The 14,226-nt window shown below is 59.7% G+C and carries 16 protein-coding genes; 6 read left to right on the forward strand and 10 right to left on the reverse strand.

The window, feature by feature from the left end; all coding sequences use genetic code 11:
- Positions 1 to 337: 337 nt before the first annotated feature.
- The 6 genes from FFH90_RS10440 to FFH90_RS10465 form a co-directional block, all read right to left on the reverse strand.
- On the reverse strand, positions 338 to 1,087 hold the full coding sequence (locus FFH90_RS10440; RefSeq protein WP_138867116.1) for an AraC family transcriptional regulator: 750 nt from the start codon (positions 1,085 to 1,087) through the stop codon (positions 338 to 340).
- Positions 1,088 to 1,158: 71 nt separating this feature from the next.
- Entirely contained in the window at positions 1,159 to 2,412 is a 1,254-nt protein-coding gene (locus FFH90_RS10445) for an FAD/NAD(P)-binding oxidoreductase (protein ID WP_138867669.1), read from the reverse strand.
- Positions 2,409 to 2,645 carry a (2Fe-2S)-binding protein gene (locus tag FFH90_RS10450; RefSeq protein WP_008074690.1) on the reverse strand — a complete coding sequence of 79 codons (237 nt, stop codon included), beginning with the start codon at positions 2,643 to 2,645 and terminating at the stop codon, positions 2,409 to 2,411. The genes FFH90_RS10445 and FFH90_RS10450 overlap by 4 nt, the downstream gene beginning before the upstream one ends.
- Positions 2,638 to 3,753: an FAD-binding oxidoreductase gene (locus FFH90_RS10455; RefSeq protein WP_138867117.1), complete on the reverse strand. Its 1,116-nt coding sequence runs from the start codon at positions 3,751 to 3,753 to the stop codon at positions 2,638 to 2,640. The genes FFH90_RS10450 and FFH90_RS10455 overlap by 8 nt, the downstream gene beginning before the upstream one ends.
- Positions 3,750 to 4,682, reverse strand: coding sequence for a 4-hydroxyproline epimerase (locus FFH90_RS10460; protein WP_138867118.1), 933 nt, complete (start codon positions 4,680 to 4,682; stop codon positions 3,750 to 3,752). Before FFH90_RS10460 ends, FFH90_RS10455 begins: the two co-directional genes overlap by 4 nt.
- A 105-nt stretch (positions 4,683 to 4,787) precedes the next feature.
- Positions 4,788 to 5,459 (reverse strand): GntR family transcriptional regulator, encoded by a 672-nt coding sequence (locus FFH90_RS10465; RefSeq protein ID WP_007935506.1) that lies wholly within the window; start codon positions 5,457 to 5,459, stop codon positions 4,788 to 4,790.
- Positions 5,460 to 5,681: 222 nt separating this feature from the next.
- Between FFH90_RS10465 and FFH90_RS10470 the strand changes: the two genes are divergently transcribed.
- The 5 genes from FFH90_RS10470 to FFH90_RS10490 all read left to right on the forward strand — a co-directional run bounded on the left by FFH90_RS10470 (position 5,682) and on the right by FFH90_RS10490 (position 10,356).
- A complete protein-coding gene (locus tag FFH90_RS10470; RefSeq protein WP_086945530.1) occupies positions 5,682 to 6,047 on the forward strand; it encodes a metalloregulator ArsR/SmtB family transcription factor in 366 nt (121 codons plus the stop codon).
- Between the two features lie 43 nt (positions 6,048 to 6,090).
- Positions 6,091 to 7,095, forward strand: a complete 1,005-nt coding sequence (locus FFH90_RS10475; RefSeq protein ID WP_018928292.1) for an ArsJ-associated glyceraldehyde-3-phosphate dehydrogenase — start codon at positions 6,091 to 6,093, stop codon at positions 7,093 to 7,095.
- Positions 7,096 to 7,104: 9 nt separating this feature from the next.
- Complete coding sequence (gene arsJ, locus FFH90_RS10480) at positions 7,105 to 8,325, forward strand: organoarsenical effux MFS transporter ArsJ (protein WP_138867119.1); 1,221 nt, start codon at positions 7,105 to 7,107, stop codon at positions 8,323 to 8,325.
- A 338-nt stretch (positions 8,326 to 8,663) separates the two neighbouring features.
- The gene (locus FFH90_RS10485) at positions 8,664 to 9,263 is read left to right on the forward strand and encodes a trypsin-like peptidase domain-containing protein (protein ID WP_018928290.1); all 600 of its coding nucleotides are present in this window, start codon (positions 8,664 to 8,666) and stop codon (positions 9,261 to 9,263) included.
- A 190-nt stretch (positions 9,264 to 9,453) separates the two neighbouring features.
- The gene (locus FFH90_RS10490) at positions 9,454 to 10,356 is read left to right on the forward strand and encodes a universal stress protein (RefSeq protein ID WP_111453689.1); all 903 of its coding nucleotides are present in this window, start codon (positions 9,454 to 9,456) and stop codon (positions 10,354 to 10,356) included.
- Here FFH90_RS10490 and FFH90_RS10495 read toward each other — a convergent pair.
- Positions 10,350 to 10,766 (reverse strand): hypothetical protein, encoded by a 417-nt coding sequence (locus tag FFH90_RS10495; protein ID WP_111453690.1) that lies wholly within the window; start codon positions 10,764 to 10,766, stop codon positions 10,350 to 10,352. The genes FFH90_RS10490 and FFH90_RS10495 overlap by 7 nt on opposite strands.
- A 380-nt stretch (positions 10,767 to 11,146) precedes the next feature.
- Between FFH90_RS10495 and FFH90_RS10500 the strand changes: the two genes are divergently transcribed.
- Positions 11,147 to 11,983, forward strand: a complete 837-nt coding sequence (locus FFH90_RS10500; RefSeq protein WP_019581965.1) for an undecaprenyl-diphosphate phosphatase — start codon at positions 11,147 to 11,149, stop codon at positions 11,981 to 11,983.
- Between the two features lie 69 nt (positions 11,984 to 12,052).
- On the opposite strand, the gene rfaH is transcribed toward FFH90_RS10500, so the two are convergent.
- From rfaH to galU, 3 genes are read right to left on the reverse strand one after another with little or no spacing between them, the layout of a single operon-like run.
- Positions 12,053 to 12,559 carry a transcription/translation regulatory transformer protein RfaH gene (rfaH, locus tag FFH90_RS10505; RefSeq protein ID WP_019581966.1) on the reverse strand — a complete coding sequence of 169 codons (507 nt, stop codon included), beginning with the start codon at positions 12,557 to 12,559 and terminating at the stop codon, positions 12,053 to 12,055.
- Positions 12,556 to 12,987: a hypothetical protein gene (locus FFH90_RS10510; RefSeq protein WP_018928285.1), complete on the reverse strand. Its 432-nt coding sequence runs from the start codon at positions 12,985 to 12,987 to the stop codon at positions 12,556 to 12,558. Before FFH90_RS10510 ends, rfaH begins: the two co-directional genes overlap by 4 nt.
- A 49-nt stretch (positions 12,988 to 13,036) precedes the next feature.
- Positions 13,037 to 13,870: a UTP--glucose-1-phosphate uridylyltransferase GalU gene (gene galU / locus FFH90_RS10515; RefSeq protein WP_018928284.1), complete on the reverse strand. Its 834-nt coding sequence runs from the start codon at positions 13,868 to 13,870 to the stop codon at positions 13,037 to 13,039.
- Positions 13,871 to 14,226 lie beyond the last annotated feature (356 nt).

Raw genomic sequence — 14,226 nt, forward strand, 5'->3', positions numbered from 1 at the left:
ATACGCAGGTTGGTAGACCGGTCATCTGGCAACCCGGCGCGCCCGAGAGCGCCCTACGCATAGCCACCATAAAAACAGGAGACGAAAACAGTCTCTGCATTAGGTCGCGCTATGCGCCAGAAAACCGGGCTACCAAACCCGATCGCTGTTTTTCAGCGACAGGGAAACGATATAGCCCAGGCCACAGGCGCACTAGCCGGCGGATTCTGGCGTAGTCGTAGGCAGAGGCGCAAGGATGTGTAGCCTGGGTGAGTGTCTGGAGATGTCTATTAAACATCGCCTGTTTATTGGTCTTACTGTGGGTTGATCATTCCCATGCTCCGCGTGGGAACGATCCTTAGCGCTGAGTATCGCGATACTGACTCGGTGACAGACCGGTCAACGCACGAAACTGTCGGCTGAACGCACTGTGGTCGGTGTAACCGCAGCGCAGGGCGATCTCGGTGATCGGCAGGTCGCTGTGCAGCAACAGCCGAGAGCCTTCTTCCAGGCGCGCCTTGTTGATCATCTGCCGTGGCGTGAGCTGGAACACCCGCTTGCAGTGACGCTCCAGTTGCGCCACGGAATAGCCGGCGATGGCGGTCAGTTCGGCGAGGCTGATGGGGCGGGCGAAGTGGCTGCGGATGTGCGCGTCCACGGCGGCGAGTTTCTGGAACGCGGGGTGATTGGACTGCGGCGATTGCAGGTCGCGGGAGATCCCGGCCAGGCCCACGATGTGGCCCTGTTCATCCTTCAAGGCGAGTTTGTGGGTCAGGCACCAGATCGGCTGGTTGCCGTAATACAGGTGCAGCTCCAGTTGGTCGGCCATCTCGCGACCGCTGGACAGCACCCGCCGATCCTGTTCGGTGTACAGCGGGCCGAAGCGTTCCGGGAAGACCATTTCAGCGGTGAGCCCCAGCAGATCCTCGCGATGTTTGAAACCGCAACGCCGGGCCAGGGTCTGGTTGACGAAGGCGTAGCGGGCTTCGCGGTCCTTGATGAAAAACACCACGTCCGCCAGGGTGTCGAGCAGCGGCGCAATCGGCTGCAGGCTGTTCAACAGCGTGGGCAGGTCGCAGGGTTTGAAGGTGCTGAGCGAGGGGTACATGGCGCTGGGGTCTGAGGGCGACCCCGGGATCATAGAGGCTCGACAGCGCGGCTGAAACCCCCGAGGGGGTTTCAGGCTGGCGGGGTGTCGTCCAGGCACATCAAGGTCTCGATTCGGGCCGGGCTGAAGGGCGGACGGGGCGCCGAGGGTTGCCAGCCAAACAGGTGCTGCACCGCGCCGCCACACACCCGGCCCTGACAGGCGCCCATACCACAGCGACTGGCCAGCTTGGCTTCGCGCCAGTCGGTGTGCCCGGTCAATGCGCCGTAGGGCACGTCTTCGCAGCGGCAGACCAGGGTGTCGGGGCGGGCCAGGGATTTGAGTTGTGGGTCGAGGGCGAAGGCCTGATTCAGTGCCTTGGCGAAACCCTGCCAGCGTGCCCGACGTGGCCACAACTGGCGTGCCGCTTCAAGGTCACCGACCGCCGCGTGGCCCGCAATGGCACCTTCGACCAAAGCCAGTTCACTGCCACCAAACCCGGTGCATTCTCCCGCCGCATAATGATCGACGCGACTGGCCTGCCAGGCATCCACGGCCAACGCCTGACCCTCGATGGCGTAACCCAGTGCCTGGCCCAATTGAATGTTAGGGATCAAGCCAAAACCACAGGCCAACCGATCACAGGCCAGTTCGACGACTTTGCCCTGCTGTTGCAGGCGCACACCTTCCAGTCGATCAGTGCCAAGGGCGGCCAGCACATGCGTCGCGGTGCGGTAATGGCGGTCGAACAGGCTGAACGATTGCAGCCATTTGCCAGGCCAGCGGGGCAGTTGCGCGGCGAAACCGGCGACGGCGGTGCGCGAGGCTTGCTCGGCGATGCGCGGGATCTGCGCGCCGTGTTTTTTCGCCGTGGCGGCACTGGCCAGTAACAACGGGCCGCTGCCGGCGATCACCACGCGCTCACCCTGCACCGGCAGGCCCGCCTTGATCAGCGCTTGCAAGCCACCGGCGCCGGTCACGCCGGGCAACGTCCAGCCGGGGAAGGGCAGCAGCAACTCGCGGGCGCCGGTGCACAGAATCAATCGGTGATAACTGATCAGCCAGCCGTCATCGTCATTTTCGACCAGCAGCTGTTTCGGACCGGGACTGGCGATCACCCGAGTGCCGGCGTGACGGCGAATGTTGCTGCACGCCTGCAATCGTTCACGCAGGCGACGGGCCTGATCGGGTACGTTGGCTTGAGGGCCGTCACGCCAGATTTGCCCGCCCGGCAGCGGATTGTCGTCGAGCATGACGATGCGTGCGCCACTGGGGGCAGCGGCAAGAGCAGCGGACATGCCGGCGGGGCCGGCTCCGATGATCAGCAGATCGGCGTATTCGTTCATGGGCATGTCTGCACCTGCATGCCGTCGCGGCACAGTGTCTGGCAGGCCAGGCGTCGCCGGCCGTCGATGGTCACCCGGCATTCCTGGCAAATGCCCATGCCACACAGCGGTGCGCGGCGTTGGCCACTGACCGAAGTGCGTGTGCATCCGTCGCTGCCCAGCGCCAAGGCTGCGGCGACGCTGGTGCCCTCGGCCACCTTCAAGGCGCGGCCATCCAGCAGTAATTCAGGCATAGGCGGGTTCTCCGAGGAAACGCTGGGGCAGATACGGTTGCGCGGCCAGTGGCGGGGTTTCGTTGAACAGCTGCGCCACCAGCAAGTCGGCCGTGCCGGGGGCCGTGGTGACGCCCAACCCTTCGTGCCCAACCGCCAGCCACAAGCCCTGCTGCTGTGGGTGCTGGCCAACCAGCGGCAGGCCGTCGGGGCTGGCGGCGCGAAAACCGGTCCAGGCGCGGATGCCGTTGAGTCGGGCCAGCCCTGGCATGTACTCGGCGGCACGCTTGAGCATTTTCGCCAGCATCCAGCCTTCGACCTGTGGGTCGGTGGTGCCGAATTGCCGTGAGGCACCGATGAACAATTGCCCGGTCGGGCGCGGCTGAATATTGCAGGCGGTGGATGGCCCGGTGGCGTTGTGGGCGCTGGTGACGTATCCCAGCTCCACCAAGGTGTGGGTGACGGTGCCGGGGTAGCGGTCGGTAATCAGCAGGTGGCCCTTTTTCGGCTCGATGGGCAACTCCGGGCACAGTTCGCTGGCCTGAATGCCGTTGGCCAACACCACGGCTTCGGCCCGCAACCAATGGCCGTCATCGAGGTAAACGCGATTGCCATCGACCGCGCTGACCCGCGCCCGGTGCTGACGGATGTTCGGTGTGTCGAGCATCCAGCGGGCCGTCGCCGGCGCATACAGAATGCCGTCGCCATTGATGAGCAAGCCGCCTTCCAGATCCTCGCGCAGTTCCGGTTCACGCTGACGCAAAGCGCGGGCGCTGATCAATTCGCACGCCACGCCTTGGGCTTTCAGGTTCAGGTATTTGCTGTGGGCGACCGCCATTTCCTCGGCGTTGGCCGCCAGCCACAGTGTGCCGTTGTTGCGGTAGGCGCAGCCGTCGGGCAGGTCCGGCGCCAGTTCACGCCAGCGTTGCAGGGAATATTGGCTCAGGGCCAATTCGGCCGGGTTGTCATCGAGCACGAGCAGGTGGCCCATGCCTGCCGCCGTCGCACCGTGCAGGCCGGCGTCCAGCACCAACACCTGCAAGCCACGACGGGCCAGTGCCTGGGCGCAGGCGGCGCCGATGATGCCGGCGCCGATCACGATTACATCGGCCACCAGGCCCTCGCTCATGGGCGAATGCCCCAGGCGAACGGGTCATCTTGTTCGATGATCAAACTGGCTTCAGCGCTGATAAAGGCACGGCCACGAATGGTCGGCACGATGCGCTCGCCTTGCCATTCATAAGAACCTTCGAACTCGCTGCCGATGACACTGGCCTGACGCCAGATCTGCCCCGGTTGCAACTTGTCGTCGGCGGCCAGGCAGGCCAGTTTGGCACTGGTGCCGGTGCCGCACGGTGAGCGGTCATAGGCCTTGCCGGGGCAGAGTACGAAGTTGCGGCTGTCGGCGTGATCGTCATCGGCGAACAGTTCGATATGGTCGATCAACCCGCCGTCTTCGCCACGAATGCCCTGGGCTTCCAGCGCTTGTTGCACGGCGTAGGTATAAGCGGTCAGCGCGTCGAGGTTGTCGCCGGCGACCCGCAGGCCATGCTCGGCGATCAGGAAAAACCAGTTGCCGCCCCAGGCAATATCGCCGACCACCTGGCCGATGCCCGGCACCTGCAACACCAACGCCTTGCGGTAACGGTAGGCCGGCACATTGCGCACGCTCACCGAATGGTCTTCGTGCAGGGTCGCCTGCACCGTCCCCACGGGTGTTTCGATACGGTGCACACCGGGGCCGATCTTGCCCAGATGCGCCAACGACGCCACCAGGCCGATGGTGCCGTGGCCGCACATGCCCAGGTAACCGGTGTTGTTGAAGAAAATCACCCCGGCACAGGCGCTCGGGTCTACCGGTGTGCAGAGCAGGGCACCCACCAGCACGTCGCTGCCTCGTGGTTCCAGCACACAGGCCGCGCGCCATTGATCATGATGGTCGGCCAGCCGCTTGCGCCGTTCAGCCATGCTGCCGGTGCCCAGGTCAGGAAAACCGGCGGTCACCAGACGGGTCGGTTCGCCGCCGGTGTGGGAGTCGATCACGGTGATGCGTTTCATGGAAGGGCCACGTCCGTTCAGATGAGTGAACGCAAGAGTGGCCTGTGCGGCGAGGTGCCGGCTTGATGGATTTATCCTGTGCCGATGACGAAATCGGCACAGCGCTTAGTGAGCGTGGGGCAGGTGTTCGAACAGGGTCTTGCAGACCCCGGCAATGTGTTCGTCCAGCAGCTTCACCGCCAGCTCAACATCGCCGGCACGGCAGGCCGCGAGGATCTCACGGTGTTCGTGATCGGCCCGTTCCTTGCCGGCCGACAGGCTCATCTGCATGCGCAGGTAGCGCTCCAGCTTGTCGTTGACCGATCGAATCAGGCTGACCAGAAACGGCCGTTGTGCCGGTTCGTAGAGGCAGGCGTGCAGCTCCCAGTTGAGCTCGGCCCAGCGGCCCACGTCGTCCTCGCCGATGAATTCCTGACAGATACGCTCGGCACGGGCGAAGGTTTCTTCGGTCATGTTGGGGATGGCCAGGCGCAGTATTTTGTCTTCCAGCAACATGCGCACTTCGAACATCTGCGCCAGCTCGGCATCGGAAACCCTCGTGACCATCGCCCCGCGATTGCGCTGGAACATCACCAGCCCTTCGGCTTCCAGCCGCTTGAGGGCCTCGCGCACCGGAATCTTGCTGACGTTGAACTGGCGGGCAATGTCGTCCTGGCGAATCGGCTCATCTTCGGCGAAATGCCCGGCGACGATCGCGTCGCGCAGATGACGGGTGATGATTTCCGAGGTCGAAGGCGTATTGCCAAGGTCGGGAGCGTTGAGTTTGGGTAGGTTCACGGCGGCGATCGTTTGGAGTGAGATAGCGATAGGGTATACGAAATCCTTTCGCTGATCTTCCCGGGACCGCACGAACGTCAGGACGCTGGTTGTGTTGGTCGAAGATTTGCTGCTTTACCGCATATACGGAAAAACATATATTCGGCAAAACGCATATTAATGAGGCTTGCCTGTGTCGCGAAGCCCGTGTTGCTGTATGAAACCCAAACGCCGAGACCCGAAATGGCTGACTCTCTGACGCCGACCACTGTTTTCAAATGCCTGGCTGACGACAACCGGGTCCGCATGATGCTGCTCATCGCCCGCGAGGGAGAGTTGTGTGTCTGCGAGCTGACCTGTGCGTTGGATGAGAGCCAGCCGAAAGTCTCCAGGCACCTGGCGCAGTTGCGCACCAGTGGATTGCTGTCGGACCGTCGACAAGGCCAATGGGTTTACTACCGGTTGCACCCGAGCCTTCCTGACTGGGTGCTTCAAATGCTGACTGTCGTGCTTGAAACCAACCAGCATTGGCTGAGCGCGGATGCCAAACGTCTTGAAGACATGGGTGAGCGCCCTGAACGGGCAGCCGCCTGCTGTCCGGTTCGATAATTTCAAAAGCCTATCCCTGACAACAGATACAGAGCACACCAACATGACTATCAAAGTGGGCATCAATGGTTTTGGCCGCATCGGTCGTCTCGCCATGCGCGCCGCCTGGCACTGGCCGGAGTTTGAGTTCGTGCAGATCAACGACCCGGCAGGCGACGCGGCGACGCATGCGCACCTGCTGAACTTCGATTCGGTGCATGGTCGCTGGAATGATCAAGCCAGCGCCGAGGGCAACTGCATTGTCATCGACGGCAAGCGCATCAAGGTTTCCGCCAACAAGGCGATTGCCGATACCGATTGGTCGGGCTGCGATCTGGTGATTGAAGCCAGCGGCAAGATGAAGACTGTCGCGGTGCTTCAGGCGTACCTCGACCAGGGCGTCAAGCGCGTGGTGGTCAGTGCTCCGGTGAAAGAAGAGGGCGCGCTGAACATCGTCATGGGCGTCAACCATCAACTGTTCAATCCGGCGGAACATCGCATCGTTACCGCGGCGTCGTGCACCACCAATTGCCTCGCGCCAGTGGTCAAGGTGATCCATGAAGCGCTAGGCATTCGCCACGGCTCGATCACCACCATTCACGACTTGACCAACACCCAAAGCATTCTCGACCAACCCCACAAGGATCTGCGCCGTGCACGGGCTTCGGGCATGAGCCTAATCCCGACCAGCACCGGTTCGGCCACCGCCATCGCGGAAATTTTCCCGGAGCTGCGCGGACGTCTGAATGGTCACGCGGTGCGCGTACCGTTGGCCAATGCTTCGCTGACTGATTGTGTGTTTGAGGTCGATCGCGTCACCACGGTTGACGAAGTGAATCGGTTTCTCAAGGACGCGTCCGAGAACGAACTCAAAGGTATTCTCGGTTTCGAGGAGCGTCCGCTGGTGTCCATCGACTACCGCACCGATCCGCGCTCATCGATCATCGATGCGCTGTCGACCATGGTCATCAACGGCACCCAGGTCAAAATCTATGCCTGGTACGACAACGAATGGGGTTACGCGAACCGCACCGTCGAATTGGCCAGGATGGTCGGTCTGGCCGTTTAAGGAGCGTTGATGAAAGCCTTGTCAGCCCTCGCGCCGTCAGTGCGGCAATACCTGCTTGTTACGGGCAATTACTGGGCTTTTACCCTCACCGACGGTGCCTTGCGCATGTTGGTGGTGCTGCACTTTCACGGGTTGGGCTACAGCCCGTTGCAAATCGCGGCGTTGTTTCTGTTCTACGAACTCTTTGGCGTGATCACCAACCTGCTGGGCGGTTATCTCGGCGCGCGACTGGGGCTGAACCGGACCATGAACATCGGGCTGGGGATGCAGGTGGTGGCGCTGTTGATGCTGACGGTGCCGGTGGCCTGGCTGACGATTCCTTGGGTGATGGTGGCGCAGGCACTGTCGGGGATCGCCAAAGACCTGAACAAGATGAGCGCTAAAAGCTCGATCAAGCTTCTGGTGCCCGACGGGCAACAGGGCACGCTTTATCAATGGATAGCCATCCTCACCGGCTCGAAGAATGCCCTCAAGGGCGTCGGTTTCTTTCTCGGCGGGGCATTGCTCGCCCTGATCGGTTTCAGAGGGGCGCTGCTGGCCATGGCAGGCGTTCTTTCGCTGATCTGGCTCAGCAGCCTGATTCTGTTGAAAAAGGACCTGGGCAAGGCGAAAGCCAAGCCCAGGTTCCGTGACATCCTCTCCAAGAGCCGGGCCATCAACATCTTGTCGGCGGCACGGATGTTCCTGTTCGGTGCCCGCGATGTCTGGTTCGTGGTGGCTTTACCGGTGTACTTGAGCAGCGTTTTTGGCTGGGACTTCTGGAAGGTCGGTGGATTCCTGGCGGCCTGGGTGATTGGCTACGGCATCGTGCAATCGCTCGCGCCGCGGATCACCGGCAAGCAACGAGGGCATGTCCCGGATGGCCGCGCCGCGTTTCTTTGGGCGGTTGCCTTGGCAGGCCTGCCGGCGGCAATCGCGCTGGGGCTGAACACCGGGTTGTCGCCACAGTGGGTGCTGTTGGGCGGTCTGATGATCTTTGGTGCGTTGTTCGCGGTGAATTCCTCGCTGCACAGCTACCTGATCGTGTCCTACGCCAAGGAAGACGGCGTATCGCTGGATGTGGGTTTTTACTACATGTCCAACGCCATGGGACGGCTGATCGGCACCGTGCTCTCCGGTTGGGTTTTTCAGGTCTTCGGGCTGGAAGCGTGTTTATGGATATCCAGCGCATTTGTTATTTTCGCGGCACTGATTTCTGTTAGGTTGCCGCGGCATTCCAACGTGCTCTAAATCGCTCTAAAAGTACTGTTTCACGCCTTTTACACTTATTAAGTGCAACTTCCATTTATATTTATTTTGGTGCATGTGACATTTTTCAGGCGCCAAATATTTGAAGTTTTTTATATGTAACGAAAAGCGATTGTTCTTAGCGCAATTAATTCATACACACGCTTGCAACCTAAGCCATACATTACCCACCAGAACAGGCAGCGAGGAACAACTACAACAACCTGATCACTAAAAACCTGACACAACAAAAACTAAAATCTCCTTATAAGTCGGTGAACATCATGATTAAAATCATGGCCTACTTTTTAATAGGAGCTGGTATTGCAGGATGCAACGGTATGGTAAAACCCGACTTGTCGGGACCTGCCAACGATTCATATTTCTCAGTCTTCTCAGGCTTTCCCTTGCCCTATCTGTACACCGCCTCGGCCGTGCAATGGAACGAGGATTACGCCGTCACCACCCGCCACACCCCACTCATTCGCAACGTGATATACAGCTGCAGCACCGGTTGCGACCTGGTCTTCATCAAGCACAAGGCTGACGGCCATTATCCGTCATGGCGCGCACCGCGCGTGGGTGAGCACATCACTGCCGTGGGAACGAGCCCGTATATGACAACGGTCAGCGGGCAAGGCAAGGTGTATCCGGCGCCTTTCATCAACAGTGATGAAGGCAGCGGCGAACGCTATGCCATCCATGATGCCCCGATGATCAAGGGGATGTCGGGTGGGCCGGTTATCGCCAATGACGGCAGCATTGTCGGTATTAATGTCGGATTCTTCTCCACCACACTTCACGATGTGAGTTTTCACCCTGGGGTAAAGGGCGCTGAGCGGATCAGTATCTTTATTCCTTACTCGATCATTCAACGTGAGTGGGGGCTGATGCAGGCACAGCTTAACGATTCGCACGGCACGAAATACGCGCAGAAGTAGTGTTGGGTCATCACCGAATCCGGAACATCGGATTCGGTGTGACGTGGCGCGTCTATCACTCGCTTATTCAATCAAGGCGTATATTGATAGTGTCGATCCCGTTAGTTGAGGCGATAGCCAATCGTCGGTGGTGTGACAGGCGAGAGCGTTGGGGGGGAGTTAGATATCCCGGAACGTTTGGAGGTGTTACATGAGCCAATATCAACGACTCTTTCTGATAGCCGGCCCAGCCATGCGTCACACCCCGGCGTTGGAACGAGCTGTCGCCATCGCCGAAGCCACTGGCGCAGCGCTGCACATCACGGTGTTTATCGAAGACTCTCACCTTTTGGGGTTGATGAGCGCCGGTGCGCGGTTTCGTGAGGCCTGTCAGCAAGAGAACGAAAAGTGGCTGAAGGATGAAGCAGATCTGATACGCGGGCGCGGGGTCACGGTAAGCACCGAAGTGCTTATAACCCGCAGCGCGTTGCAAGAAATCCTTCGGCACGTGGCAGAAATGCAGCCGGATCTGGTGATCAAGGACGTGCAGCACGAGTCTGCACTCAAGCGTGTTTTCGTTACACCTCTGGATTGGCACCTGTTGCGCGAATGTCCGGTGCCTGTGCATCTGGTCAGCGAAGTCAGGTGTCCGCTGCCGCGGGTGATCGTGGCGGCGGTCGATCCGTCGCAACCCGATACGCAGATCACCGGCATCAACGACCGCATCATCCAGGCAGCGAACGGACTGGCCATGCAATGCAACGCAGAACTGCATTTGCTGCATGCCTATGATCTGTCGCTGACGCATATAGCCGACGCAGGCGCGGGTGCAGTGACGATGCCAGGCTTCAACAGTGACCTGCGCAAGTCTCTGCATCAGTCATTCATCGCATTGGCCGACCACTTTGGCGTGCCCACCGAGCGACAACACTTCGTTGCGGGCCCGCCCGGCAAAGCGCTGGCTGACTTTGCAGCGCATCACCGGGCCGATGTGATCGTCATGGGCAATGCGCATCGCAAGGGGTTGGGCAAGTGGGTGGGCAGTACGACGGAGCATGTTCTGTATCGAGTGCCCTGCAACATCTTCGCGGTCACGGGGGCAGCGGATCAGTGAATGGAGTCGTTGTTAAATGATTCGCGAGGGACGCCTCGGCGACCGGGGCGGTTTTTTTTGTGGGCACGTGCCGAGATGTCCTCGAAGGTCTCGCTATCGGTTGCCGCCAGGAGCTTGCCACCGTCCTTCAGGGTGGCCATGAAGGTCACTTCCGTGTTGTTGCCCGCGAGCAGATAGCCAGCGATGGCACCGACCGGCCCCAACAACATCGCGCCCGCAATGCCCAGGCCGATGGCGCTCTTTATATTCTTGTTGGAGTCCGTGTTCTGGATCGTTAGATCTTTAAATTCCGAGACCGGGAAGCTTTTCCCCAATCGTGGCTTAAGGGCCGTTTTGAGCGTGATGGTACCCGAGTGATATTCCCCGTCGCACTGCGGGAAGTCACCAGCGAGCACTATGATCTTTGCCATATGGAATGTTCTCTTGGGCGATCATTTTGGGGGTAGACATTGCGCGCGCCCAAACTCAAAACGTCAACGAGCTGACGATGAGTGGCAGCCATGGATTTGCGATACACAAGTGTCAGTCTTCCAGGTCAATTTCATCTTCAGGCGCCCATCAAGCGTCGAGCAGGGCGGGGGGAGGATCGTCCGGCATGGTTATTCCTCCAGTCATGAACGCAAAGCGTAGCAGGCGGGTAGGGCTGTCGAGGTGGTCATAGCCCTGGTCATGGACGTTTTATAACGTTTGCCTCAAGCCGGCAGGTAATGCGTTTTAATTCTCCGTTGACCCGACAGCTGCTCGGAACCAACAACAGACCTTTCAGCCGAAAGGGGTTAACGGGGGATTAATGGACTTCTGGACCACCACGCAAGTATCGATTCTAGGGCTGGTTGAAGGACTCACAGAGTTTTTGCCGATCTCCAGTACAGGCCATCAGATTATTGCCGCGGACCTGCTCGACTTTGGCGGTGAGCGAGCCATGGCGTTCAATATCATTATTCAGTTGGGCGCTATTCTGGCGGTCGTCTGGGAGTTCCGTCGCAAGATTCTGGACATCACCACGGGTTTGCCGACCCAGCGTAATGCGCAACGTTTTACTCTGAATTTGCTGATCGGTTTCTTGCCGGCGGTGGTGCTGGGGGTGATGTTTGCCGACAAAATCCATCAATATCTGTTCAACCCGATCACCGTGGCTGTGGCGCTGGTGATCGGCGGGATCATCATGTTGTGGGCTGAACAGCGCGAGCACGTGGTAGTGGTCGATCACGTGGACGAGATGCGCTGGACCGATGCCTTGAAAGTCGGATGTGCACAATGCCTGGCGATGATTCCCGGCACTTCGCGTTCGGGATCGACGATTATCGGCGGGTTGCTGTTTGGCCTGTCACGCAAGACGGCCACCGAGTTTTCGTTCTTCCTGGCGATGCCGACAATGGTGGGGGCCGCGGTGTACTCGGGCTATAAATATCGCGACCTGTTCCAGGCCGCAGATTTGCCGGTGTTTGCCCTGGGATTTGTCGCCGCTTTCGTCTTTGCGATGATTGCCGTGCGCGGGTTGCTCAAGTTCATCGCCAACCATAGTTATGCGGTGTTTGCCTGGTACCGGATCGCCTTCGGTTTACTGATTCTGGCGACGTGGTTTTTGGGTTGGGTCGACTGGAATCACCTCTCGGAAGGGGCGTAGGTTTTCCTGTGTTGATAAAAAACGCCGCTTGTTGTTGAGCGGCGTTTTTGTGTAAGCAGCTAAAAGCATCTAAAGCTTGTTGACCCGTGCCAGTGGCAGGCTGATTTGCTGTTCACGCTGCAGCAAATTCATCATCAGCAGTACCCGTTCTTCACCGTCCATGGCCAGGAACACCGCTTCGAGATCGCAGAACGGACCTTCAGTGATGCGCACCGCATCTCCGTGTTTCAACAGCGTGGTCACGATCGCCTGGCTGTCTGGTTCCTGGAGTTCGTCGATCAGCGCATCGCGGATCGGCAATGGCTGACCGCCAAACCCGACGACCCGCGAAACGCCGCGGGTCGAGCGCAGTGGACCCCAGCTGTCCTGAAGGCTCAGTTGAATAAACAGGTAGCCCGGAAACAGCGACTCGCTGATCACTCGACGTTGCCCGCGCAACATGCGCTCACGTCTGTAGGTCTTGCGAAAGCATGCATAGCCTTGGCGCTGCAAATGTTCTTCGGCGCGCTCATCTTGTTTGGGCTTGCACTGGACCAGGTACCAGGCTTTGGTGGCGTGTTCGGCAATCGCGTTCATTCAAATGCCCTCCCTGCATCGATCTGCCCCAGCAGCTCGGCGGTTTTGCGCTGCAGGAGCGAGCTGTCGCCCCGACTTTCCACGGTCAGGCAAGCTACGCAACCCTCGCCCGAGAGGCGCAAGCTGAAGCGCCAGTCGGCAAAGACCAGGTTCAGCCCGCTGCTCTCGTTGAGGTCAAGGGCGTCGCGGGCATAACGCTGCTTGATGCTCGCCAGCAGCGCCGGACCATCCTTGACTTGGCGGCGGATCTCCCCGGAGGAGGGGAACGCGCCGATGCGTTCCACCAGCAGTACCGGTGGTTTTCGCACGCGGGGGAAAATCAGTTCCGACGCATAGGCGCGCACGATGCGGTACGCGAGGTTGTGCTTAAGGTCAGCGCTATACGGGTGGCGACTGTCATCTGCCTTGAAACCGCTCAACGTATTCATAGAGGCTTCGTCCATAAGGTGATAAAGACCATATCGGGGGACAGCAACATCACAGGGCGTTTTGATGCAGATGCTCGAAGCAGAAGTTGGTGGCTTCGATATAACCTTCGGCACCGCCACAGTCGAAGCGTCGACCCTCGAACTTGTAAGCCAGCACGCAGCCGTTCTGGGCCTGCTTCATCAGCGCATCGGTGATCTGGATTTCACCGCCCTTGCCAGGTTCGGTGTCAGCAATCAGGTCGAAGATGTCGGGGGTCAGAATGTATCGACCGATGATCGCCAGGTTGGACGGAGCGTCTTCCGGACGGGGCTTTTCGACCATGCTGTTGACCCGGTAAATCCCCTCGCGAATCAACTCGCCGGCAATCACGCCGTACTTCTGAGTCTGCTCGCGGGGTACTTCCTGGATCGCCACGATCGAACAGCGGAACTGCTCATAAAGCTTGAGCATTTGCGCCAGAACTCCATCCCCCTCCAGGTTCAGGCACAGGTCGTCGGCCAGCACCACGGCGAATGGCTCATCACCGATCAACGAGCGGCCGCTGAGAATGGCGTGCCCCAGGCCTTTCATTTCCACCTGACGAGTGTAGGAAAAGCTGCAGGTATCGATCAGCTCGCGAGTGCCGTGCAGGAACTTTTCCTTATCGGTGCCACGAATCTGGTGCTCCAGCTCGTAGCTGGTATCGAAATGATCCTCCAGCGCGCGCTTGCCGCGACCGGTGACGATGGCCATGTGTTGCAGGCCGGCGTCACGCGCTTCCTCGACGGCATACTGGATCAGCGGCTTACTGACGATCGGCAGCATCTCCTTCGGCATGGCCTTGGTGGCGGGTAAAAAGCGGGTCCCATAACCGGCGGCGGGGAACAGGCATTTACGAATCATGGAAGCGTCCTTGAAAGTAGACTGATGGAATAGCTGATGGCAGTAGGAAAGATTCGATCCAGGCTGGCCGAACCGGTCACGCTGGGGAGTGCGGGCTCGAAGCGGCCCGGTCACTCAAGAACAATGTTCGCAACGCGCCAGGGGCTGCGAATGGTCTGCACGCCATGCTTCTCGCCAGGCGCGGGCAGGGGAGACATCGAGCAGCCGATTTGCCGGCGAGCATGCCCGGTTGTTCCACGGCATGCTCGTGACGTAACCCGCTGTAAATAGAGTTATTGCCCAAGGCGTCCCTTACCCAACTACTAACCAAATGTTCGACACCCTGGCAATGCAGTAGCGGAACGGCTATACATTAG

Origin of the sequence: Pseudomonas sp. ATCC 43928, from assembly GCF_005938665.2 — a bacterium.
GTDB lineage: Bacteria > Pseudomonadota > Gammaproteobacteria > Pseudomonadales > Pseudomonadaceae > Aquipseudomonas.